The organism is uncultured Dokdonia sp., from assembly GCF_937910895.1.
Lineage (GTDB): Bacteria > Bacteroidota > Bacteroidia > Flavobacteriales > Flavobacteriaceae > Dokdonia.
Window position 1 is genome coordinate 73,291 of the sequence record NZ_CALEMI010000066.1, and the last position, 24,745, is coordinate 98,035.

Here is a 24,745-nt window from a genome sequence, read left to right on the forward strand (position 1 = left end):
AATGTGTCTATTTGATCTACTAAATTTAGTATACCATCATAGATTTTTTTCTAATCGTAGGTTGGTATTTGCTTACCCAATCTGTAGCATCATATAAGTCTTTAAAAGTCTTAATTTTTGATTTAAAAAATAATTTCTCCATCATCACATTTATCAATCCACTTCTTGAGTAGGTAACCACTGCAAAAGCTCTGAGCGTATGTCTAGATTTAAAAAACTTTAACCAATCTTGTGGTTCAATAGAGTAGGAGTAAATTCTATTGGAGATATAGGATATTTTAGATTCCCTACCATAATGATTTAATGCTAATTCAATAACATCTTGTGCTGCTTCCCAATTAAAATGAACACCTTCATTGATCTCTGAGATAATGAAATCTTCAAAAAAGTAAAACACACCTGTAGACAGGATGTATACATCTTCTAGTTCGTATTTTAAATTTGATTCAGCAACTAACATATTTTAAATCTACAGATGTTATCGGTTAGATACTCTGAAAATACCTTTTTTCAGGTTAAAAAAGATGAAATACATTAATTAATCGATAAAATACACAGATAAGAAGTTATTTATTGGCACCCACTACCAAAACCTGTCGCGTCAAAAGAAGTCTCTATAACCCCCGTTCTTGTATTTGATATGGCTTGTATGACAAGATTATTCACTCCACTACCATCACGTTTTGGACTACAGTATTCAAATAAGTAAAAACTATTCGCTTGATTTGATACATTGTTTGACACCTGATTAAATACAGTTTCTAATTCAGAGCTATCCGTAGCAAAAACACTTCCAGAAATCCCTATCTGAGAAAGCGTGTTTTCATCTATCTCATCACCAAGTCCAATCGTAAAAAAGGAAATATTATCGTTCGCATTATTTACAGCAGCAAGTGCTTCCTGCCGTGTAAAACGAGCCGCTTGATCTGTACCATCAGTAAAAATAACAATAGACGCTGCTGCAAAACTATCTTGTACTTGCGCATTTACAATTAAATCTTCTGCGACTTGTGTTGATTTTATCACAGCTCCATACAAATCTGTAGAAGGATCATTACTGATATCTGTTGTGATACTATTGATAGCATCTTGCAGTACAGTGGCACTTGAGGTAGGTGGCTGTAATTCGTGCAACTCATCTTGACCATCAAACCAATAAATCCCCATTCGAAAAGAATCTGTAGGAATTGCAGGAACCACATTGGTAATAAAACTGATGGAAGCATCTTTTAACTCTTGTAAACTTGAACTTAACACACTATTACTTAAATCCAATACGAGAATGGTATTGTTTGCAAATATTTGAGAGTTGGTGGATATCTCGGCAGAAGATTCTGAGCTTGATATTTCATTAAAGCAAGCATCATTTCGTCCTTGTTCAAAAATTCTAAAATTAGAAGGGTTTAGTCCTGGAACCCCTTGACCATCTATATCTGTCACTCTAAAAAACACAGAAACCTTTGATGGAAGTGTCGTAAAGGAGTCCTCTATTGTAAGTGTTAATTCTTGGGCTCCTAGATTGAGACACTCTATACCACTAGTTGAATTGCCATCATCATCTCGTGTGCTACACGCTGTTGTTAAGAATACAAGAAATGCTAGAATATAAAAAATGTTGATTTTCATAAATAATCGATTAGATTGATGCTACCATAACGATCATTATTCGATATTTATTTTAAACACTATATGTTAACACAAGTATAATTTTACGACCTAAGCAAAAGATCATATTTATTTCTAAGTATTTTTGGTATAAAACTTGTTAATGAATATGTTAAGTCCAATCTATTATTAACACACATTTACTATCTTTACCTATCAATTAGTTATTTTGAAAACCACACAAACTACATCCATTTTAAGAAGTGTCATTCTATGCGTTGCGTTGCTTTGCACAGCTATTGGTTATGCACAAATAGATGCTCCTCGTAAATCTATTAAAATAGATGGTAAACAAGATAATGAAGCACCAAAACCTATTTTAGTTTCTCCAGAAAATGCGTCGTCTAGTGTTTCATCAAGTACAGTGTCTGTAAAAAGTAAAGTCCGTTTAGGAACACCAGAAAGCGGCACAAAAAAGCGGGAAGTACGTTTTATGGAAGGCGATGAGTTTGCAAAAAAGGATTACACGGCACTTGAAAATAAATTGAATAAAGATTTAAATTATACTAAAGATGCAGGGCTTAAACCTGAGTATTATAATGATCAATTCTTTGGTGAATTCAATAGTGGTTCTAAGTTTGTACGGTTTTTATATCGAGATCATGAGTATGTAGATGGAGATCGAGTAAGCGTCGCCGTAAACGATACGATCATTCACCCTAATATCCATCTTGCTGGAGAGTTTCAAGGATTTTATATAGACCTTAAAACGGGATTTAATAAGATTGATATTACCGCTTTAAATCAAGGGACTTCAGGTCCTAATACGGCTCAGTTTGTGATGTATGATGACAATAGGGAAGTGATTTCTTCAAATATTTGGAATCTAGCTACCGGAGTAAAAGCGACGGTCATCATTGTAAAAGATTAATCATTTTGTTCTTTAATTTCTCTTATACGCTTTCGCGAAAGCGTACTTTACCATACTCCCTAAATTATGTATAAGATTCAGCTACTATTCAGTTGGGATATAACTCCTAGAGCTCGGCAACTCAAATAATTCTAAATCAAAATAAGACACAGAAGCGAGAAAGTGGTCAAATAGATCGGCCATGATATATTCATAGTTCTCCCATCTTTTATCACTACTAAAGCAATAGACTTCTATGGGAATTCCTTGCGTAGTAGGCGCCAATTGCCTTACCATAAGTAGCATTTCTTTATTGATGCCAGAGTGTTGTAAAATATACGTTTCCATATACTTCCTAAATACACCAATATTGGTCAAATTGCGGCCATTGACTAAAAGTTCTCTATTGATTCCCAATGACCTGTTGGAAGCATCTATTTTTTTTTGGCGATTAGAAAGATAAGTAGTAATTAACTGAATTTTTTTGAGCTTTTGTACATCCTCAGGAAGTAAGAATTTGACACTTTCTTGCTTGATGTACAAAGCCCTTTTGATACGTCTCCCATCAGAATCACTCATTCCCCGCCAGTTTTTAAAACTATCTGAGATGAGGGCATAAGTAGGTATCGTTGTAATGGTATTATCAAAATTTTGAACTTTTACCGTAGCGAGGTTGATTTCGATCACATAGCCATCGGCACCGTATTTATCAAAAGTAATCCAATCACCTATACGTACAATATCGTTTGTAGCGACTTGAATACTGGCAACAAAACCTAAAATAGTGTCTTTAAAAACTAATATAATAATAGCCGAAATTGTTCCTAGTCCAGCAAGGAAACTCCATAGATTAATTTTAGTGATAACTGCAAGCGCTAGAAAGATTCCCACAAACCATGCAAAAATCATAAAGACTTGAACATAACTATCTATAGGCTTGTCTTGTAGTTTTGGGAAAGTTTTAAAATAACTTTTCAATGTATTTAGTAATGCCCTTGAAATACGCAGTACAATTACAATGGCTAATAATTGTAAAAATAGGATTGCTAGATTTTCTAGTTTCGGGAAATCCTGAAAGATGTAGGGAGTTGTATAATACGCAATCACAAGAGGGATCAAATGACCAACGCGTCTCGGCACTTTGTTGTCGATAAATAAATCATCAAGTTTGGTTTTGGAAGCGGCAGCAATACTATTAGAAACTTTACGTAAAACTTTTCGTGAAATAAAATCTATAATTAATAGTGCAATTACAAGTAACAGGAATGATATAATGACATTAATATAGGCAGCTATCGTATCAGAAAGTCCTTTGTCTATTAAAAATTCATACAGTAGGTGACTTATATTTTTCATAAAACAGCTAACAATTTATGCAAAAGTAGCATTATTATGAGGGTTATATATAAGATTCGTTTATAATATAAGGGCAAATATCTAAACACTTGCCCTTTATATAGATATGAGTATGATTTACTATTTTGAAAAAGCTTTGCTTATGACACATCGTATAATATATCCTCCATTTGTACAACCTCCATTATTTGGATCAATTAGAAAAGAACTTTCTAAGGCATACGCTATATATTTTTTTCCTTGATATGAAAATGGTGTAGATTTTCCTAGAGTGACCTGTATCTCTTTCTCATCTGCAATAATGTATAGCGGCACTGGAATATATCCAGATTCTACAGAATTGGTAGAAACTTGTTTTTGTACAACACGTAGTTTGTTTTCTGTTTGATACGAAAATGGAATTGCTCTGGTTCCCCAAAAGAAAGCAGTATCTAGCGTATTTTGATCTATGATTTCTATCTCTTTTTGGATTCCGCTTGGACCATTTAGAGTAGTAAAATTTAATCGAGCTTCTTCCAATGTGTAATTAGAAGAATAGGCAAGGCCTTCTGGTAATGCATATTGAATAGTAAGGGTGCGATTTTCTAACGCAACATCTAGCATACCTCTCTCTTTTCCTATAGAGATTGTTACAGGAAAAAATTTCCCTTCTTCCAGAACTTGTTTTTCTACATCTATGATATTATAATCCAGCGCAAAGGCTTGGTTGCTATTTGGCTTTATATCTGGCGTATCTTTTATAGTGACAGGGCGTAGTACTGGATTTAATGGTCCTACGCTCACATTCCCTTCAAAAATATCATTGTTATTTTGAGTTTGTTGTGCGGTCATTGTACTGATCAAAGAACTTACAATGAGTATATATGTAAATAATTTCATGGTATTTTAAATATTAAAGTTAATAAATCAATTATTATTCCAACTACTACCAGCAGCTCTATAATCTAACCGTATAGCTCCCCACTCATTATAGTCTATAGATATATCTGTAGAATTGCTATCTCCATTTAGATTTATTACTCCTGTATTATTAGTAGATCCATTGCTATTAAAATCTAAACCAAGATTATCACATATCCCATTTGCTTCTGTTACGTTTGTTTCATCAAGAGTTGCTAGCATACCTTGTGAATACCCAAAAGCATTATCAGAGATTAAATCACAGTCTAATGATACAGCTGGAAATTGATATAAATAATTCATACTAGAGGGTTGATTTACCTTCAATGTTTCATTTCGATCAGGATTATCACAAGAACCCGCATGACATAAATCTAAATTATGTCCTAGTTCGTGTATAAAAGTTCCTATTTGATTTCTTGGTGTAGCAAAGGCTTGTAAACCTGTGAAATTTGCAAATGTGACCATAAAATCATTTCCAAATACTTCTCCTCTTCCTGAAGATCCATTAGGTCTTGCTCTTCCAAATATACCATAATGAAACAGATCAAGTCGATCTGTATTAAAGCTCGAATTCTTATAGGTGTAAAAATCAGTATATCCAGGAGACATGGGATTCGGTCCAAAATCCATACTAGTATGATCTGAAAGTACAGTACCTCCACCAGTAAAAACGCCACCTTGACCTCTGTCTAAATGCATTTCAATACCACTACTACCATTAGGATTAAGAATAGGTGCTTGATCAAAAACAGCCTCTATGGTAGTCCATATACTCGGATCTGGAGTTGCTGCTGTAATCCAATCTACTTCAACAAGAAGATCTTTACGTTTAGGATCGCATCCTAAAGCTTTGAGGTCAATTACAGTACCGCTAGCCGCAGTGTATCCATTTTCTTCCCATTGATCTAACAGACCATCGTTGTCACTATCTACAGTAGCAATACTACTTGGAAACGTATAAGACATTTGCGGACTTACGCTACCATCATGATTACGTAAAGCTACTTGTACCGTACTTCCCCAGTTTTGATTCTCCAAAAATGCTACATGTAAACTATAATGATAGATTGGATACCCATACGTAGCAGGAATATGCATATTAAAGTAATCTGTAGAAATAGCAGATGTGAGAATTGTAGGAACATCAGTGCCATTAATGGTTACAACAGCATCTGCATCTCCATTAGCTACTGCGATTGCCAGATAATAATCAGCATCAGTGCCATTATCATTAAATACATTATTAATCATTATTTCTTGAATTCTTGGATTAGGCCAACTTCCAGAAGGAGCCAATACATTCACCATAACTACATTGTCTGAAGTTCCTTCACTTGTTCGCATTGCCAGCGGATGATTTCCTGTACTTGCCACATCTGGTAATTGAAAATACCGTCCTGATAAGAAAGATGTATTTAGATCAGTTTCACTTGGCAAGTCGTGATCCCATACAGCACGAGCTGTAAATAAACCACTCCCATCTGTACTTAAAATTTGTCTTGGATATGCGGTAGAAGGCTGTACAGTTGTTAAGATTGGCTTTGAACAACCTGATAGTATTCCAAAAAATAGTACCCACACTAAAACATATCTTTCCTGTCTCGTTTTCATCATATTAGGTTTTATAGTTATATAATAATTCAAGACAAAACTATGTTAATGACAACTTAATACATACAGTCAAATGACTGTTTTTTAAGGGTTAAACCCCTATTTTATATAACTTGAAATATGGTTGTTGTATAAGTGAATTAATTTTATACAAGTATTTGTTTTCTAATTTTAATGATATATTAGTTCTTATGAAGCATCCTAATGACTTTTCTGAATTTGAAGTTATAGAAACTACACGTTTACTCCTACGTGAACCACGTATGAAAGATAGAGAAATGCTATTTTTTATGCGCACTGCTCAAGAGGTAAATACCTATATTAAACGTACGCCTCCTAAGACATTACAAGATATTGATCTTTTTATCAATGATCGATTAAGAGATAGACAAAAAGGAATTAGCATCTATTGGGTACTTACGTTAAAAGAATGTCCAGATCAATGTATAGGAGCGATATCGCTTTGGCAATTTTCTAAAGACAGAAAAACTGCCGAGGTAGGGTATGATCTCCATCCTGATTATCAAGGAAAGGGATATATGAGCGAAGCATTAGCTACCGTTCTAGAATTTGGTTTTCATATCCTTGATCTACATACTATAGAAGCCTATACACATAGGGGTAATATACCCTCCAGAACATTATTAGAGCGTCATAAATTTACTCTCACAGATAAGAAAGATGACGAAGTCCCTACCAATAGGGTGTATATGTGTATCAGAGCAATATGATTTGTTTAGGACTCTTTTTGATCTAAGAATGTTCCTAGTTGATCTAATTTCGTATCCCAGAATTGCTCATAAAAACGCAGCCAATCCTTTACTTCTTGTAATGGCTTTGTATTTGCTTTGCAAAAACGCTCTCTACCAGAAGTTTCAATACATATCAAGCCAGCACTCTCTAGTGTTTTAAGATGTTTTGTGATTCCTTGTCTAGACATATTAAACTGAGCTGAAACTTGTGTAATAGGCAATGCTGTTGCAGCGATTACTAAAGCGTGAAATAATTCACGCCTTGTGGGATCAGAAATCGCTTTTAAGATTTTTGTGATATTATCCTGCATGTATGACTTCTTTTAAATAATCTGTAAGTCCTTTTAAGCAGTTATCCCAACCACCATAAAAACTTTCAAACATCTCTACAGCGGTTTCTCCTTCATATTTTGAAATGCCAGAATGCTCTAAGTATAGTTTTGTACCTCCATCTACCTCTTCCAATACCCATTTTAAAATAGTATGTATAGGGTTTTCTGTAACAATCCAAGAGTAGATAAGTGTGTAAGGAGTTGCCTCGAGTACTTCGCCATGTATAGGCGAACAATCATCACCAGAAGTATTGAAGGTATATTGATATCCTTTTTCTGCTTTAAAATTAGCAGAAATAAACCAAGTCGAGATTTGATCTTGATGTGTAATCGCTTCCCATACTTTCTGTATAGGATGATTAAATAGCTGTTCTTTTGAAATGATGTCTTTCATGATGGATGTTTTAATTAATGCAACTAATGAGTTGCTAAATTACATGAAATAATTATAAACGCAACTTTTTGGTTGCTTATTTTGTTTTGTATTCTTAAAATTAAAAGGAGAGTAGTCTCTCTTTAAGAGTATATAAAACATCATTTTCAAGTATCTTTGAATCTTACTAGCTTAGATATTTCATGAAAGAATTTGCCCAATCTCCTCCCAAAAAGACAACTGACTCAAAAAGCAAAGTTACTATGGGTAGTGCCTTTAAAACCATTATCTGGCCTCGTCGCAAGTTGGTTTTCATAGGACTGTTTTTAATTCTTATAAGCAGATTAGCTGGATTTGTATTACCGTTAAAATCAAAAGAATTACTTGATGAAATTGTTCCCAACAGTGACATGTCGGGTTTATATAACTTACTCTGGATTGTAGGACTGGCTTTGTTAGTACAAGCTATTACTTCTTTTTTATTAACGATTGTCTTAAGTGTTCAAGCTCAATATTTAATATCTGAATTACGAGCACAGGTACAGAAGAAAGTATTATCACTACCAATCAGTTTTTTTGATAACACAAAGTCAGGGGCGCTAGTTTCTCGCATTATGAGTGATGTTGAGGGCGTACGTAATCTCATAGGTACAGGATTGGTACAATTGGTTGGTGGTACGATTACAGCTGTCATTTCTCTTGTGTTACTAATACGTATTAATCCTTGGATGACTTTATTTGTATTTCTTCCTGTCGCTATTTTCGGTTTTGTCGCATTGAAAGCATTTAAATACATCCGTCCTATTTTTAGAAATCGAGGTAAAATCAATGCTGATGTAAAAGGAAGATTGACAGAAACACTTTCAGGCGTTCGTGTCATCAAAGGATTCAATGCCGAAGCTCAAGAAAATAAGTCTTTTGAGAAAGGAGTAGATCTATTGTTTCAGAACGTAAAAAAGAGTTTAACCGCCACCGCTATTATGACGAGTTCTTCTACTTTTTTATTGGGTCTTGCCTCAGTTGGGATTATGGGAATAGGAGGGTACTATATGATTCAAGGAGAAATGACTACAGGAGATTTTCTTTTATTCACCCTATTGCTTGGTTTTATGATTGCGCCTATCGTACAGATGAGTAATATTGGAAGCCAACTTACAGAAGCATTGGCAGGTCTAGATCGTACAGAAGAGTTAATGAATATGACGCCTGAAGATGAATTAGGAGATCGCTCAGTTATACTAGATGACTTTAAAGGAAACCTAGTCTTTGATGATGTTTCCTTTGCCTATGAAGAAGGGAAAGAAGTGATTCATAATGTAAGTTTTAAAGCTTCTGCTGGCTCCGTTATAGCACTTGTAGGAAGTTCTGGTTCAGGAAAATCTACGATTGCGGGGCTCAGTGCCACGTTTTTAAATCCAGATTCAGGGACGATTACGATAGATGGTCAGGACATTTCCAAAGTCAAGCTGAGTAGCTTTAGAAAACATTTGGGCGTAGTATTACAAGATGAGTTTTTATTTGAAGGCACCATTAGAGAGAATATCTTATTTCCTAGACCAGACGCTAGTGAAGAACGATTACAGCGTGCTGTAAAAGCAGGATATGTCAATGAGTTTACAGATCGTTTTGAAAATGGTCTTGACACATTGATAGGGGAGCGCGGTGTAAAACTTTCTGGGGGGCAACGCCAACGTATTGCGATTGCAAGAGCCATTCTAGCCGATCCTAAAATTATTATCCTAGATGAAGCGACCTCAAATCTAGATACAGAGAGCGAAGCCTTGATTCAGAAATCACTTGCTGAACTGGTCAAGGACAGAACCACCATCGTGATTGCACACCGTTTAAGTACTATCAAAAAAGCCGATCAGATTTTAGTGATAGAATCAGGTCGTATCGCAGAGCAGGGAACTCATGAAGAATTGATTGCTTTAGAGGGAAGATACTTTGATTTGTATACGTATCAGGCGAAGATCTAATGGTATAATTATGTTTTAAACGCTTTCGCGAAAGCGTATAAGCAATACTCAACATTTATAATTTAATAAGATTTATTTATAATTACCTGCAATACCCTGGTAAACACTCATGATCACATACATCATGTGCTCGCTGACATAACTCAGTTCTTTTATTTACTTCTGCTACATATTGCCTAAAAAGCAGAGCATACGTAGCTAAGACTGTAACCGCAACACCACCAATTATCCAACCTATTCCTGGAAATGCTACAGTAACACCTGCATTTACGGCTAAAGCTTCTGCTAGCCAAACACTAATGACAGCTATAGATGCTCCAGCACTAATGCCTAATGTCCATCCAGCTGCGTCTAGTCTTTCGCGACGTCTCTTAACTCTAGTATTGGATCGAGCGAGTTTCTTGCGTAATTCTTTACATCGTTGTTCGTTACAATTTGCCATAATTACTATTTTAAAGATGAGTACTTATTGTTTGATTTTTGTGTGAGTAGTTATTTATCAATAACTTTTAGTGTAAAGTTTATTTATTTATTATAAATAACTCTAAGTCAAAAATCTAATTTTAAATAGGTTATAATCCTGTTTTTTTTAGGGCAAATACGCTCATTAGTATAGGGTGCTTTTTGAAAATTCCGTAGAAAGCAAATAGGGAAAATCAAAGAAAAATAGAGAATACATTACTCAATTCCAAACGAGCGTTCTAGTAGAGGAGGTGTGGTTTTTAAGGTAATATCTCGATCAAATAAACGTTCTAAATTATTACCAGAAATATCTTCAATAACAGGTTTACATGATATTTTATAAGATTCTTTATTCCAATAGTTTGAAGGTGTGAAATAAATACTTTTTTGATTTGTATGTAAAGTAAATATTCCTTCAAATTCATTGCCAGATCCGTCTAAGACCTGTATCGTATTTTGAAGGCTTCCATAATCCAAAATTTCCTGAAAATTTATATGTAAAACATCTTTTGTTTTTGCTTCAGGAAGCCGAAGTTCCCAAGAAGTAATCGTGGGTTTGATTCTGTCTGATGTTGTTACCGTAAATGAATGTGTATAGTCTATATTCATAGGAATTCCCTGATGATCTTTTAGCGCTTTATCAATGACCAAAGTATACGATGTGTTTGGGACAAGAACTTCCCCAAGAAGCTTATTGGGACCGAGGTCTCTTTTTTGTCGACCAGGTTCAATCCATAAAGTCAATAGCGTACCATCATCAGATAGTAAAGGGGATTCTAGTGGCAGTAAGGCTCTATCTACTTCTGTATTATTGTTATCTATAAGATGTATATGGTCATAGATTTTTGAAGGGTTTACTGGTTTTGAAAATCGTATATACCATTTTAAAAAGTTGGATGGTAGTGTCGTCGTATTGGGATAGATAGTTTCTACGTGCAAATATTCGTAAGAAGTGTCAAGACCTATTTTAAAGGGATACATTTCATTTTCACATACAACGGTATAGTCACTATTTTTTTGAAAAGGTAACAATGGCACAAACCGAATGCTAGTATCACTTTCAGTAAGGTTTCCTAAGACCGCTTTTTTACCATCAGTTTGATCTATAGCCGTAAGTACGCCTTTATAGACCTTAAAAGTAGGAGTATTTTGATTTTTGGAGATTTCTAATGTTACTGCATCACTCGTAAAAGAAAACCTTGGAGATTGTGCGACACCCTCCAAGGTTTTTAATATAAGTAGTATGCAGAATATGATTCTTTTCACGAAAGTGAGATACATTTAAAAATACTTATGATTATAACCAACGGTTATTACTTGTCTTTAAGGCTAATTTGCCGTCTGCTTCTCGTTGTATAAATACAAACTCAGTTTCATTTAATTTATCCAATTGTTGCACGTTGACAAAAGGTAAATTGATAAAATCGACACCTGCAGTATCAGAACGCTCAGTTACAGGAGTCGTTAGAGAGTCATTAAAAGATTCGATATCTGCTACTTTGATTTTCATTAAAGCTCTATTGGTGTTTGCCATTAAGATATAACGGGTACCTTCTTTTTCCATCTCGATAATATCTAGCGGTGTGTTCGAGTTTCCTAATTCAGCTACCGTACGACCTTTGGTATGTGTTCCTGGTTTTAATTCGCTTATAGGAAAAACCACCAATGGGGTACACGTATAACTCGCAATAAGATGTGGTTTATTATTTATTTGAACGGTAGTAAATGCTTTGATAGGAGAAGCTGTCTCATATTGTCCATGTGCGGCATGGTAGATTTCTAGAGAGCTTTCTTGTTGTTTTTGAGTAAAAGGGAAAGGAATTGATCTAAATGTAGAGGCAAACTCAGCATTACTTAATCCAGATAACATGACCTGCCCATCTGAAAACGCTATGTCAGAAATTGCCCATTTACGTAAAGGTCTTCCTCGTCTATCTTTTGCCTCTGCAGCAATCGCGTTCGAAACAGCTGTTTTTGTGTATGAAACAGAACTTAAAGGCACCATTTCTAGGGTATCATTATTGACTAAAAAGAGAAATGATTTTCCAGAACTATGCTGTGCGCCAATGTATATGTTTTGATTGGCTGGATTTACAGCCATATCTATAATCTGTAATTGATCGCTATCAGCCCCGAGAAGCTCACTTAAAAGTAATTCCATATCAGGAATACTTACTTTTTCATTATTCGCTTTTGGAGCAGTACTCATATCTATAGCGATAATTTGAGCTCCCTGACTATCCCCTATAAATAAGATGCTTTCTGGACCAAAAGTCATCGCATTTATAGAATTTATTTCTGGATTTCCAGTGACAAACCCATCTGTGATCGATGTATTTGCAAATAGAGGACTTAGGAACAGCCCTAATACAATAGTTAATAGTATCTTTTTCATCATGTTGGTTTTATCTTAAAAGTACTTAAAATCCATCATTTCTTACGCCAAAGAAATGTTAAGTGTTTTCTATTCGTAAATTAGTCGTATGGATAGCTTACTACCAATAGCTTAAAACTAAAAAGATTTTACTTAACAAATGCTTGAAGCTTACGTATGGTAGTATGAATAGGAAAACAATACTGTTAGAGATATTTTTGTGATAACTAAAAACCTTTACGATGAGAAAACGATTAAGTATAAAATATATAGTAGGTGTGTTCATCTTTTTGTTGCTAGTCGCCTGTAAAGAAGGGGGAACAGAAACGGTTCAGAAAGAACAAACAGAAGAGACAGTTCAATTTGATCAAGAATTAGTGACAAAACTCGAAAAAATGACAGAAGTAGATCAACTGTATGCTGGTGTTCCGCAAGGAAAGCATGAAGGCGATTGGGATGCTTGGATGGTACTACGCGATAGTGTGAATAGAGCACATCAAAAATTTCTTAAAGAGGTGATAGACTCTTCTGGATATCCAGGTTTTGATAGGGTAGGGAAAGGCGGAGAATCTGATTTTTGGGTCATGGTACAACATTCAGATTTTGATCCAGTTTGGCAAGAAGAAGTTTTAGAACTTTTGAAACCGCAAGTAAAAGCAAACAATGCAGCTCCCGCCCATGTAGGACTATTAACAGACCGTGTACGTGTCAATACAGGACGTCCTCAGCTATATGGTACACAACGTCACTTTAACGAACTTCAACAAGCATATATCAAAGATTTAGAAGATAGAGCACACGTAAATGAGCGTAGAGCAGCATTGGGGATGGAAACTTTAGAAGAATATCTTAATGAAGCTACTTTATTTCATTTTGAGGTAAATAAAGAACTTTTTAAAAAACTAGGAGTTACCGAGCCTGTATTATATACTGTTCCAGAATAGTTGATTGCTATTGACTTATACTATGTAATCTTTTAACTCCATTTAAACAATGGTTTAATTTCGTATTCAGTATAGATTCTTATCTAAGCACAAGTAATCTTTTATAAGGAATTACCATATTTGTTTACAAAATTTATAGTTTTATCTTGCTAATTATTAACTTTTACCAATGAAGAAATATATACTCTTATTATGCATGGCTACTTTTCTTATGAGTACTGGTGTGGCTCAAGAAAAGAAATCTAAGAAAGAAATTAAACTTGAAAAGAAAAGAGCAAAAAAAGAAGCAAAATTTGAGGCTTCTAAAAAGGCAATGGAAATAGGACAATTCGGTTTCGGTATCAGGGATCTTGTTTCTTCAAATATAAATGCTGCTGATCATGTATTTGGAATTTTTTATGTTCGCGGAGAAGAAGGCGAATTAAGTGATGTTTCTTGGTATAAAGCTGTTGGAGAAAAAACACAACTCAATGCAGACTTTCAAATAGAAAACTATACTGTGGTTGCTTTAGAAAACGGTCAGAAAATGAAAGCTTCGTTTCAAGGTCTTACAAACGGTGAGCGTTATTCATTTACAGTTGTCATCGCATTTGATGAAAAACCAACATTAAAAATCAAAAGTGGCGCAGGTGTAGAGATGTTGTATTCGGGACTTTTTGAAACTAGAAATTAATCAGAAGCTACCTTTTTAAGATTGTTTGATCGCTTTAACCTTGGCTTGCTAACCCTCGTTTTGGCGAAGAAATGATATAGCCTTATTATTTTAAAGGTTATACCTTCGGCAGGAAACTACCTAAAACGAAAGCAGCATACCCAATAGATATACTGCTGTTTTCTTGATTGTTATTCAAACTATTTTATCGCTCTGATATCAGAATCACCACGTGAGCTTTGTTTCACTTTTGAAGGATTCCCCGCATAACGTAATTCGCTATCGCCGCTTGCGGTAGCATCTAGCATATTAGTAACGGTAAGGGTCGCTTTACTATCTCCAGCTAAGGAAACCGTAAGGTTTTGTACTGTAAAATCTTTATTGATAAACTCACTATCAGATTTCAGATTCATCGTCATTGTGTTTGCTGCGCCAGAAAGCGTGATTTTTGCATCCGATTTTCCATTAATGAATAAGGTCTTTGCAGTCACAATGCCTTTAAATACGGCATCTCCTTTACAATCTATACGAACCGTATCTGTAGTAAGTGCAGTATTTAACGTGATAATAGCATCAGAAGACGCTGTGAAGTCAGTGATCATTGCTGTAGATATAGCTACATCAAGAACCATTCTGCCTTTAAACCATGTATTCTTTTTAAGTCTTAAAAAGAGCGTATTACCTTCTTTATAGACAGTCACATAATCCATAAGATTGCTATTGGTTGTGACAGTGATGGCTTCTTTTTTTGATGACAACGTCACATTAACCTTAAAATCACTAGCAACATCTAGTTTACTGTAGTCGGAAAAGTCAAAGGATTTTGTGGTCGTATCACTTGAGAGTTTTACTTGTTGAGCGATTACATTGGTTCCTATAAAAATAGCAAGAATAAAAAAGATGATGGATTTAGACTTCATAACGGTTGATTTTTAGATGGATGTTTGGTGTTGATTTGATATAGAGACCGTGTATAAAGACAACTGTTACAGTTTTAATGAAAAAGTGTTATTATACGCTTTCGCGAAAGCGTATAATAAAGAAAAAGAGTAAGGAATGATTTTTGATATAATTTTTGAAAAATTAAATGCTATGAAAACGCGTATTCTTATTTGTTTCCTTCTTTTTAGTTTTTCGCAAATAGCTTTCTCGCAGTCCCGATCTGAACGAAAAACACTCAAAAAAGAGAAAGAAGCAAAAGCCTACCAACAAACAAAGACATTACTAGATAATGGCTCTTTTTTCTTTAATGCTGTATGGATGTATCCTCGTAGTGGCACTCAAATCAATTTAATCAATAATCCTGGATTTATTAAATTTATATCCAATGAAGACATTGATATGTATCTTCCATACGTGGGTATCGTTCGAATAGGAGGTGGTTTAAATCAACCCGCGGCCATACAACATAAGGGTAACACAGTCTCTTATAAGATAGATCACGACGATGCAAAAGGTGTCTCCACTATTTCTTTTACAGCAGATGGATCTTTAGAGCGATATGATATTACAATGACGGTTTCTAGTTCTGGTCATGCATCTATTTTTATAAACAGTACTAAGCGAGATGGAATACGGTACAGTGGTGAAATCACTGCACTAGAAGATCAAGTCCTTACGGGACATTAATTTCTATAATCTGAGAAGTGATGATAGATGCTTCTACGGGATGAACTTCAGAGGGTTGTAAGTGTTCTAATTGTATATCACCTATACGCACTCGCACAAGACGTAGTGTAGGAAATCCCACAGCAGATGTCATTTTACGTACCTGTCTAAATTTACCTTCTCTCAGTACTACACGTATCCAAGAAGTAGGACCGTGGCGATCATCACGTAGTTTTTTAGAACGTTCAGGCAATACAGGAACTGTATCTAGTATTGATACCATACAAGGTTGAGTCATATACTTTTTTCCGTGAAGCCCTATTTCTACCCCTTTACATAAGTTTGCAATGGCATCGTGAGTGATAGCCCCATCTACCTGTGCATAATATTCTTTTTCTATTCCCGACCGATTAATCGTATCGCTTAATTTTCCATCGGTTGTCAAGAGTAATAAACCTTCAGATTTTTCGTCAAGACGTCCTATAGCCATAACCCCTTTCGGGAAATCATATAAAGAGCTCAAAAACTTTTTTTTACGAGCTTGTCGCTCATCGTTACTAAGCATCTGACTGATATAGCCATACGGTTTATAAAGCTTGAAATGAGAATGATTAGTAGCTGACATCGCGTAGTAGGTAACGATTAATTTTTAGCCTTAAAACTCCAAACCAGCATCCGACTCTTTTTATTCCCTTGTTGCATATCCACTATTTTATGAAATGCTTTTAGTTTGTCTAATTGTTTTAAAAGCTTAGGAAGATTTTCGCTCTTAGAAATCAATGACGTAAAAAAACCTACTTGTTCTTTAAAACCGACACTTTGTTTGATCATTCGTTTCACAAATAAGGCTTCCCCACCATTGCACCACAACTCATTAGAAATTCCGCCAAAATTCCGACGGGTATCTTTACCTAGATGTAATCGCCTGTTCTTTTGCATATTTGCCTTTTTTGCTTCTTCTTCAGAAGCGTAAAAAGGAGGATTACACATCGTAAAATCAAAATAAGCTCCCTCTTGTATAATTCCTTCAAAGATGTTTGCGGGATTAGTTTGTAATCGGATGTCAATAGGTGTTTTTGCTTCTTTTGCATTTTTTCTTGCAGCCGTTACCGAAACCTCACTAATATCTGCCCCAACCATCGTCCATCCATAAATCTGTGATCCTAGTAAGGGATAAATACAATTAGCCCCCACACCCACATCCAGTCCTTTACACTCTTTTTTAGGAGCCATCAGATCTGCGATATGATGTATATAATCTGCTCTATTAGGAATAGGAGGGCAGAGGTGATTTTCTGGAAGATCCCAATGCTTAATATCATAATACTGATGTAATAACGCTTTATTAAGTGCTTTTACCGCTTCGGCATTAGAAAAATCAATGGTCTTTGTTTGATATTCATTGACAAACGTGTGCTCACTTAATGCAGGATGACACGCTTGTAGGAGATCAAAATCATACGATTTTTGGTGGAGATTGTTGGGATGCAAAATATATATATTTAGAGCTGCAAGATATCACTATCCTTATAAATTATAGGCTTTATATAGTTTTGATCCTCTATGATTTTTAATCAGATTAGGAGTAGCGTATATCATTTCTTAAATTAGTCTCTATTTTTTTATTGTAAAAAGGTAAAGTACGCTTTCGCGAAAGCGTATAAAGAGACTTTCAAATACATATTTCACTTCATCAGATCTTAACATAGAAAATATATATTTTGTTATTTTTAAAGCCAGTTGATTGCTTATTTTTGCAAGGCTATACAAAAGAATGAAACACCCTTTTTTATTTTTATGTTTTCTATTTCCATTTTTTGCTTTTAGTCAAAATATACAAGTGGATAGTCAAACCTTTTCTCCTCAAGAATTGATTGAAGATATCCTTATTGATAGTAACTGTATTAATATGGTAACAGTTACCAATGTGGTAGGTGGGAATTTTGGAGAGAACGAACGGAGCTATGGATATTTTGATGCCACGGGGACTACGTTTCCGTTTGAAGAAGGTATTGTACTTACTACGGGGCGTTTACAAAATGTACAAGGTCCTAATACCAATTTAAGTGATGATGATGCACCAGGATGGGGAGGCGATTCAGATTTAGAAACGATATTAAATGAGACGAATACCACCAATGCGACAATCTTAGAATTTCAGTTTAGTTCTTCGGCGTCAGAAATAAGCTTTCGATACATTTTCGCCTCAGAAGAATATCAAGAAGGAAATCCGAATACGTGTCAGTTTTCAGATCTTTTTGGCTTTTTAATTCGCCCTTTGGGAGAACAACAATATGAAAATATTGCATTGGTACCCGATACGCAAACCCCTGTAAAAGTAACCACCGTACACCCAGAAATCCCTAATGGATGTGAGGCAGAAAATGAATTCTACTTTCAAAGCTTTAATGGGCCTAATGTCCCCATCAACTTTAACGGTCAGACCAAAGTTATAGAAGCCACGGCACAATTAATACCGAATACGATTTATGAAGTAAAACTTGTGATTGCCGACGAGCAAAACTTTAGATTTGACTCAGCTGTATTCTTAGAAGCGGGCAGTTTTGAATTGGCAACACAATTGGGTCCAAACCGATTATTAAGTACAGGAAATGCGTTATGTGAGAATGAAACATTATTGCTAGATGCTACCGAAGCAGATGCGACTGGATATATGTGGTTTAGAGATGACGTTCTACTTCCTGCCGAAATGGATGCAACCTTATCAGTAGATATGCCTGGTGTCTATGAAGTAACCGTCACCCTTCAAAATGGATGTGAATCCTTTGGAGAAATTATCATTGAGTTTGGAGAAACCCCTATCGTTTCAAATACTACGGTAGAAGTCTGTGATACAGATCAAGACGGAAGTATTGTTTTTAATCTATTCAATACCAATGATGCAGTTACCAATAATAACAATGCTAATTTTGTTGCAGATTTCTTCTTGAATCCTACAGATGCGATGCTTTCTGAAAATCCAATTCCTTCGCCTACAGCGTATGAAGTAACGTTACCTAATCAAACGCTTTATGCAAGAGTAGAAAATCAAGCAGGTTGTTTTGAAATTGCAGCAGTCACCATTAGTATCAATACAACGGTCACACAATTACAGATTGATCCTGTACGTATTTGTGATGATGCTCCTGCTGACGGATTTACAAGTTTTGATCTCTCAGATATTACAGCGTCCTTAAATAGTCAGTTGCCAGCCGATGCTATTGTGAGGTATTACGAGTCTGCAACTGATGCTTCATTGGATGTAAATCGACTCAACACCCCCTTTGTAAATTCGGTCGCTAATGCACAAGATATTTTTGTACGGGTTTTCAGTGAAACCAGCTGTATTGCAGTGGGAATAGTTCCTTTAGAAGTGCTTGAAATACCAGTAGTAGGGGATGGAGCATTGCTTACTTATTGTTTAAATGATTTTCCAAACACGCTACAAATAGATAGTGGCGTGCAAGGAAATACCAATGGATTTACCTACAGTTGGACGTTTAATAATAGTGCTTTGGGATTCACTACGCCTTCTATCGCGATTAATGAGCCAGGCAATTATATGGTGACAGTCACAGCGCCGAATGGCTGTAGTGCTACGCGAAGTATTTCTGTACAACCTTCAAATACGGCTACAATTGATACCATCTTGGTAGAAGAGAGTACCGTCACCGTGACTGTTTCTGGGGAAGGAGTGTATGAATATGCACTTGATAATATTTTTGGTCCTTATGTGGAATCTCCTGTATTTACAAATGTTTCCTCTGGATTTCATATCGTATATGTGAGAGACCGAAATGGCTGTGGGATCACCACTGGCGAAGTCGCTGTTATAGGTTTTCCTAGGTATTTTACACCTAATGGCGACGGAATCCATGATACGTGGAAATTAGAGGGCGTCACAAATACCTTAAATCCCACCGAACAATTTGTAATTTTTGATCGGTTTGGAAAGATACTATTCTCCAGACGCCGAATGGGCAACGGATGGGATGGAGTATATCAAGGAGATATCATGCCTTCTAATGATTATTGGTATCTCATCAAATTTGCAGATGGACGTACCTACACGGGGCATTTTTCTTTAATTAAACGCGGCGGGTAATTGTTTTATAAACTAGGAGGAAAGACTCTAAGAGTTCATAAAAAACGAACGCTACGGCTTTGTTGTGAATTGCGCTTTCGCGAAAGCTGTGCTGAGCTTAGTTGAAGTAGCGTATTAATTCTAACCATCAACTCCTTTATGTTGTATAATGTGAGGTGTTTAAAATTTAACTGCTTCAAACCTGAAACCCCAAAGCGTTCAATAGTTTCATATTTTAGTGCTCTTGTCCCGGATGATACGTCTTCTCAGCTCGTTTTAAAACATCTTCTTTATAAAAAGCGACCTCTTTAAACTCACCGTTTACATACGGTTTTATTTGATCGTCAAAATGAGGGGAATCTGGATCACCACTTTGTCCACCCGCTAGACTTGTTTTTGCTTTTACAGTATCACCAAACTCCACAACAGCCACAAAGCTATTCCCACGAGTTCCATAGATCTTCTTTGTGTTATTGGTATAACGTTCCCCATAAGCAGCCAAGGCTCCCCAACGACCAGAAGCAAGACCTACGGGCGTACTTGGAAGGTCATCATTAAAAGGTTGTCTAATGTCTCCATTAATACGCTGAAAACGATTCACGTCTCCCCAAGCGATCAATGCTGTTCCAAAATCAGTTTCTAAACGGTCTATGACAGTTTTAAAGATTTCCATCCGCTCTTCTAATGGAGATTCACTACCAAAGTAGGTAAGGAGTTGCATAGGTGTTAATGATTCATCAGGACGCTTCCCGTTTTTTAAATATTCCGTTCCATAGTAATGAGCAAGCGTCATCGCCATCGACGTTGTAGATGTTCTATAATCCCAGTTTCTGAGCTTTTCTATAACAGCGCCTGTTTCCTTCGTACGATCTATTTTATCATAAGCTTCGACAAGCCCAGGAATTAAGGCCTCAAAAGCGGGTAAATAGGAATCATATCCTAAAGCGATAAGGCTATCTAAGGTATAGTTTTCTCCCTTCTTCAAAAGATCGATCGCGTGTACACCTCTAAAATTCTCTCTGTCAATTGACATATAATTAGGATAGTCTTCTTTTTTTGGACTGAATTCTAATGCGGCTGTAAAAGGCGTGGAATTACAATTTTGTAACCATCCATTTTGAGGATTTAAAAGCATAATCGTTTCGTCTACAGGATGCAATCCTTGCCAGTCTGTATTTGGATCACTTCCATCTACAGGCTGTGTATAATCAATAGACGGGTCGCGTATCGGAATATAATTCCCATGGAAATAGGCGATATTCCCTTCTGCATCTGCATATACCGTATTGTTTGAAGAGTTGGTGCGGATATCCATCATCTCTCTAAAGCCTTTGTAACCCTCTTGTTTTGTGCGAATGTAGGATTGTTCTAGTGCTTTTACAGGTTCCCACATAAGGGCAGAAGCCACCCATTTACCGTCCTTAAGATGAGTAATAGGTCCGTGATGTGTACGATAGGCGGGAAGTGTTTTTTCTTTGATGCTATCTCCATCCTTATAGCGGATGGTCATCTCATACTGTGTCACAGGTTTTGTCTGATCTCCATATCTATATACAAGATTTCCATTAGGATCTTTTTCAATGGTTTCTACAAACTCATCAATCACATCTGTATAGGTGGACGTATGCATCCAACCTGTTTTTTCATTAAATCCTTGGTACACAAAAAATTGTCCCCAAGTAACAGCACCATAGGCATTTAATCCTTCTTCACTTACGACGTGAACTTCGCCTCTGAAATAAAAAGACGTATGCGGATTAATCAGCAATAACGGATTTCCAGAAGCGGTAAGGTCTCCAGAGATCGCAATTCCGTTAGAGCCTTGTGGTTCTTGCATTTCCTGTTCAAATTGCATGGCGACTTCCTGTGTGTGTGGAATTTCCATCCCTTCTTCATACATCGCTTTTAATTTTCTAGCAGAGACACGTTCTATATCACCACCTATAGAGCCTTCACTAAAATACATAGGCATCCACGGTTCAAAATGGGTTAATAATCTAGGGGTAACTTCTGGATGTGTTTTTAGATAATAATTAATCCCATCTGCAAAAGCAATACATAGTTTTTTAAGCCATTCTGGGCTACTCTCATAATTAGCAATCGCTTCTTCTTGTGTCATAAATAAACGTGCGCGCACATCACTATAGATGGCATCTTCGCCTTCTACTTCGGCAAGACGACCGGTCGCCCAAATATAATTTTGTTCTACACGATTAAAATCGTCTTCACTTTGTGCGTAGAGTAATCCAAAAACAGCATCGGCGTCTGTTTTTCCATAGATATGTGGAACTCCAAAATCATCTCTGATAATCGTGGTGTTCTCAACGTGTGAATCCCAACGCTCTTGTTCGGCTGTTTTTGTGGGTTCGGTTTTACAGGATAGAACACTTAAAAAGGTGATGAAGAGAAAGCGTGAGTATAATCGCATGGTTATGTATGATTTAAATCGTGATGGTGGCTGTATACGCTTCTGCCTAGCTGGCAGGCAGTTTCGCGAAAGCGTATAAAACATTAATCTAATAGTTGATGGACGCCTTTTTCTAATGTATATAAGGTGGTGATTTCTTCTTGTGAAAGGTGTTTGTCATAGACAGAAAGTTCATCCATAAGTCCGATATAGCCGAGTCCTAGATAGATATTTGAGTTGTCTAATTCCCAAGTAAATGGATCTTTGATCTCTTTTCTTATACCTTTTAGTTCGCCATTCATATACAAAGCAGCTTTCCCTTGATCAGTATTTAAACCTGTATAGTTAATAAGAATATGAGTCCAAGTTCCTTTTACAAAAGGTGGATTGGATACAGGTATTAATTGCTCATTAAAAATAGGATTTTCATTATCGGCGCCTTCTGGAGTTGGATTCCAACTCGTACGATCTCCAATCACACCGAGTCTAAAATCTCTTGGGTTTTCTTTTGTAAAATCTACCCAAATAGCAGCGTCATTATAACTAACGTCTGTGATTTGAATCGGATCACAATAGCCAGGATCAAGATCTGTAGTGGGATCAAGGCTTAACCAAAATGAAATAGCGCCATTCCAATTTGTTAGGTTATAGGCAATATTATTTTTACTAGGGTAGTAGATATAGCCTTTGCTGTCTTCTGTAAATAAAAGAGCATCTCCATAGCGTCCTTCTTCTTTTGAGATGGCTACGCCAGATTTATGTAATCCTACTTGCGCAGAGTCTCTAGCTCTTCTGTTAGGGACAGAATATAATTGGGAATCTCCCAAAGCAAAATCAGCGTTAATGCCATTGTCAAAAGAGGCATACAGGGTTAGCGAACTTTTTAGAGCAGCTTCTGATACATTTTCTTTTGAGGTGACGGGTGTTGTAGGTTCTTTTTTGGTGGTTTCTGTTTTACAGGATACAACACTTAATAAAGCTACAAAGAAAAAGTATGGGTATAGTCGCATGGCTATATGTGATTTTATAGTGATGGTATACGCTTTCGTATTTTGACAAGCTCAATATAAACTTCTAGGTCATTCTATTCCTTGAAAGCCTATAAAATAATATTACTTTAAATACGTGTAATTTTGATTTAAATGTACAAAAAAAGATGCTATAAAACGTTTTAGTCTATGAGGGGTTGAAGATCGATGTAACTGTAATTTACAATGCCTATATGTTTGTATTTACCATCTCCATCTTTTAACTCGCCCCAACCAAAATTACGCTCTAAAGTATTTTCATCATATTGATCCATAATATCTTTTGAGAGCAATAGATATTCATCTTGTGAGATATCATTTTTGAGTAAACGATGTGCAGTAATCACATCTTCTCCGAGTAATTTTATGTTTTTCCCAATTTGAACAGATCCAATTTCTTTTCCGTAGTGTACTACAATTTTTAATCCTAAGATATCTGGTATTTTCTGAACGTGCTCATGATCTTTATACTGAATTTTAAGGCGTTTAATTTCTTCATAAAACTCAGTATAAAACTTTCTACATTGTAGTATAAGATCTTTAAAACTAGGAAGGGATCCCGTTTTGTAAAAAAACACAGCATCTCCTTCTATTTCTGAAACTTGAAGATGAAGTGTATTTGCATAAATAATTCTATTTAAAAGTGAAGGGATAACAACGGCACTCAATTCATAATCGGTATCACTCATGAATTTAGTAAACCCACTAATATCTGGAATACATAGTAAGGTTGGTTTTGCATTAATATTTAATGGATCACTCATTATAATTTGTTTATTCGACGATAGTACCGTCTGTTGTGAAAGAAAAAGCATGTTGTCCTATCATTCCTACCATAACCGCTTGAAAAACAGGATTTGCATTATTTTTGGCACCCCAATCAATTAAAAAATTAGCACCACTACCACCTTCTGTGTCATCTTCATCAATCACATAGTCTATGGTTTCTAAAGGTTTCAGAAAGATAGGAGCGTTGATGTAATTTCTAACTAAATTTCCTTCTGTGTTATAATAATCTATAACATTTATAAATAACGAATCTTTTTTACTGGTGTTACGAATACTTAAAGTCGCAGTCAAAAGCAATTGTGTGTCTCTATTTTTACTGTAGATATTAGAATAAATAGGAACATACACTTCTCCTTTATAGGGATAGGTATTGTTTATATTTTTTTCGCTTACCAGATTTTCATTTTGAATTTCTGTTTCTACTTTTTTATTTGGATCTGTATGCACACAAGAACTTATGGTCAAAACCAATATAAAAAGAAGAATAGGTAATTTACTTTTCATACTAAAAAATAATGTTGTTTAGTTTGTCGCAACAAGAACATTTTTTTTCCGATATTGATTTAATTTTACCAG

The 24,745-nt window shown here is 35.7% G+C and carries 24 protein-coding genes; 7 read left to right on the forward strand and 17 right to left on the reverse strand.

The genetic code is table 11. From position 1 onward, the window contains the following. Positions 1-25 precede the first annotated feature (25 nt). Both Q0505_RS08180 and Q0505_RS08185 read right to left on the reverse strand, forming a co-directional pair. Complete coding sequence (locus tag Q0505_RS08180; RefSeq protein ID WP_299211205.1) at positions 26-460, reverse strand: hypothetical protein; 435 nt, start codon at positions 458-460, stop codon at positions 26-28. A gap of 110 nt (positions 461-570) precedes the next feature. Next, on the reverse strand, positions 571-1,626 hold the full coding sequence (locus tag Q0505_RS08185; protein ID WP_299211208.1) for a VWA domain-containing protein: 1,056 nt from the start codon (positions 1,624-1,626) through the stop codon (positions 571-573). Positions 1,627-1,834: 208 nt separating this feature from the next. On the opposite strand from Q0505_RS08185, the gene Q0505_RS08190 reads away from it, so the two are divergent. Next, positions 1,835-2,536, forward strand: coding sequence for a hypothetical protein (locus tag Q0505_RS08190; protein WP_299211211.1), 702 nt, complete (start codon positions 1,835-1,837; stop codon positions 2,534-2,536). Positions 2,537-2,620: 84 nt separating this feature from the next. On the opposite strand, the gene Q0505_RS08195 is transcribed toward Q0505_RS08190, so the two are convergent. From Q0505_RS08195 to Q0505_RS08205, 3 genes are all read right to left on the reverse strand, one after another. Then, complete coding sequence (locus Q0505_RS08195; RefSeq protein ID WP_299211214.1) at positions 2,621-3,871, reverse strand: mechanosensitive ion channel domain-containing protein; 1,251 nt, start codon at positions 3,869-3,871, stop codon at positions 2,621-2,623. A gap of 120 nt (positions 3,872-3,991) precedes the next feature. After that, complete coding sequence (locus Q0505_RS08200; protein ID WP_299211217.1) at positions 3,992-4,750, reverse strand: hypothetical protein; 759 nt, start codon at positions 4,748-4,750, stop codon at positions 3,992-3,994. A gap of 27 nt (positions 4,751-4,777) precedes the next feature. Beyond that, positions 4,778-6,385, reverse strand: a complete 1,608-nt coding sequence (locus Q0505_RS08205; RefSeq protein ID WP_299211220.1) for a hypothetical protein — start codon at positions 6,383-6,385, stop codon at positions 4,778-4,780. 191 nt (positions 6,386-6,576) lie between these two features. On the opposite strand from Q0505_RS08205, the gene Q0505_RS08210 reads away from it, so the two are divergent. Further along, complete coding sequence (locus Q0505_RS08210; protein ID WP_299211223.1) at positions 6,577-7,116, forward strand: GNAT family N-acetyltransferase; 540 nt, start codon at positions 6,577-6,579, stop codon at positions 7,114-7,116. A gap of 5 nt (positions 7,117-7,121) precedes the next feature. Here the strand turns inward: Q0505_RS08210 and Q0505_RS08215 are convergent, their stop codons facing one another. Together Q0505_RS08215 and Q0505_RS08220 are read right to left on the reverse strand one after the other, a co-directional pair. Further along, positions 7,122-7,448, reverse strand: a complete 327-nt coding sequence (locus Q0505_RS08215; protein WP_299211226.1) for a metalloregulator ArsR/SmtB family transcription factor — start codon at positions 7,446-7,448, stop codon at positions 7,122-7,124. Next, on the reverse strand, positions 7,438-7,863 hold the full coding sequence (locus tag Q0505_RS08220; protein ID WP_299211229.1) for an SRPBCC domain-containing protein: 426 nt from the start codon (positions 7,861-7,863) through the stop codon (positions 7,438-7,440). Before Q0505_RS08220 ends, Q0505_RS08215 begins: the two co-directional genes overlap by 11 nt. A gap of 182 nt (positions 7,864-8,045) precedes the next feature. Between Q0505_RS08220 and Q0505_RS08225 the strand changes: the two genes are divergently transcribed. Further along, the gene (locus Q0505_RS08225; protein ID WP_299211232.1) at positions 8,046-9,821 is read left to right on the forward strand and encodes an ABC transporter ATP-binding protein; all 1,776 of its coding nucleotides are present in this window, start codon (positions 8,046-8,048) and stop codon (positions 9,819-9,821) included. An 82-nt stretch (positions 9,822-9,903) separates the two neighbouring features. Here the strand turns inward: Q0505_RS08225 and Q0505_RS08230 are convergent, their stop codons facing one another. The 3 genes from Q0505_RS08230 to Q0505_RS08240 form a co-directional block, all read right to left on the reverse strand. Further along, positions 9,904-10,263, reverse strand: coding sequence for a hypothetical protein (locus Q0505_RS08230; RefSeq protein ID WP_299211235.1), 360 nt, complete (start codon positions 10,261-10,263; stop codon positions 9,904-9,906). Positions 10,264-10,499: 236 nt separating this feature from the next. Beyond that, positions 10,500-11,507, reverse strand: coding sequence for a hypothetical protein (locus Q0505_RS08235; RefSeq protein WP_299211238.1), 1,008 nt, complete (start codon positions 11,505-11,507; stop codon positions 10,500-10,502). A 73-nt stretch (positions 11,508-11,580) separates the two neighbouring features. After that, on the reverse strand, positions 11,581-12,678 hold the full coding sequence (locus tag Q0505_RS08240) for a hypothetical protein (RefSeq protein WP_299211241.1): 1,098 nt from the start codon (positions 12,676-12,678) through the stop codon (positions 11,581-11,583). Positions 12,679-12,899: 221 nt separating this feature from the next. Between Q0505_RS08240 and Q0505_RS08245 the strand changes: the two genes are divergently transcribed. Continuing rightward, positions 12,900-13,601, forward strand: a complete 702-nt coding sequence (locus tag Q0505_RS08245; protein WP_299211244.1) for a DUF6624 domain-containing protein — start codon at positions 12,900-12,902, stop codon at positions 13,599-13,601. A gap of 169 nt (positions 13,602-13,770) precedes the next feature. Continuing rightward, positions 13,771-14,274 (forward strand): hypothetical protein, encoded by a 504-nt coding sequence (locus Q0505_RS08250; protein ID WP_299211247.1) that lies wholly within the window; start codon positions 13,771-13,773, stop codon positions 14,272-14,274. A 179-nt stretch (positions 14,275-14,453) separates the two neighbouring features. Here Q0505_RS08250 and Q0505_RS08255 read toward each other — a convergent pair whose 3' ends face one another. Beyond that, a complete protein-coding gene (locus Q0505_RS08255; protein WP_299211250.1) occupies positions 14,454-15,173 on the reverse strand; it encodes a head GIN domain-containing protein in 720 nt (239 codons plus the stop codon). Between the two features lie 172 nt (positions 15,174-15,345). Here Q0505_RS08255 and Q0505_RS08260 point away from each other — a divergent pair, with 172 nt between their 5' ends. After that, complete coding sequence (locus tag Q0505_RS08260; protein ID WP_299211253.1) at positions 15,346-15,882, forward strand: DUF4251 domain-containing protein; 537 nt, start codon at positions 15,346-15,348, stop codon at positions 15,880-15,882. Here the strand turns inward: Q0505_RS08260 and Q0505_RS08265 are convergent. After that, positions 15,869-16,486, reverse strand: a complete 618-nt coding sequence (locus tag Q0505_RS08265; protein ID WP_299211256.1) for a pseudouridine synthase — start codon at positions 16,484-16,486, stop codon at positions 15,869-15,871. The two genes, Q0505_RS08260 and Q0505_RS08265, sit on opposite strands and share 14 nt — an antisense overlap. 17 nt (positions 16,487-16,503) lie before the next feature. Further along, positions 16,504-17,352 (reverse strand): 23S rRNA (adenine(1618)-N(6))-methyltransferase RlmF, encoded by an 849-nt coding sequence (gene rlmF / locus Q0505_RS08270; protein WP_299211259.1) that lies wholly within the window; start codon positions 17,350-17,352, stop codon positions 16,504-16,506. Positions 17,353-17,635: 283 nt separating this feature from the next. Here rlmF and Q0505_RS08275 point away from each other — a divergent pair, with 283 nt between their 5' ends. Beyond that, complete coding sequence (locus Q0505_RS08275) at positions 17,636-19,966, forward strand: choice-of-anchor L domain-containing protein (protein ID WP_299211262.1); 2,331 nt, start codon at positions 17,636-17,638, stop codon at positions 19,964-19,966. A 214-nt stretch (positions 19,967-20,180) separates the two neighbouring features. Here Q0505_RS08275 and Q0505_RS08280 read toward each other — a convergent pair whose 3' ends face one another. The 4 genes from Q0505_RS08280 to Q0505_RS08295 form a co-directional block, all read right to left on the reverse strand. After that, complete coding sequence (locus Q0505_RS08280; protein ID WP_299211265.1) at positions 20,181-22,373, reverse strand: acylase; 2,193 nt, start codon at positions 22,371-22,373, stop codon at positions 20,181-20,183. Positions 22,374-22,456: 83 nt separating this feature from the next. Continuing rightward, the gene (locus Q0505_RS08285) at positions 22,457-23,362 is read right to left on the reverse strand and encodes a LamG-like jellyroll fold domain-containing protein (protein WP_299211268.1); all 906 of its coding nucleotides are present in this window, start codon (positions 23,360-23,362) and stop codon (positions 22,457-22,459) included. Between the two features lie 161 nt (positions 23,363-23,523). Beyond that, positions 23,524-24,144, reverse strand: a complete 621-nt coding sequence (locus Q0505_RS08290) for a DUF2652 domain-containing protein (RefSeq protein WP_299211271.1) — start codon at positions 24,142-24,144, stop codon at positions 23,524-23,526. A 10-nt stretch (positions 24,145-24,154) separates the two neighbouring features. Then, positions 24,155-24,673, reverse strand: a complete 519-nt coding sequence (locus Q0505_RS08295) for a DUF3124 domain-containing protein (protein WP_299211274.1) — start codon at positions 24,671-24,673, stop codon at positions 24,155-24,157. Positions 24,674-24,745: the final 72 nt, after the last annotated feature.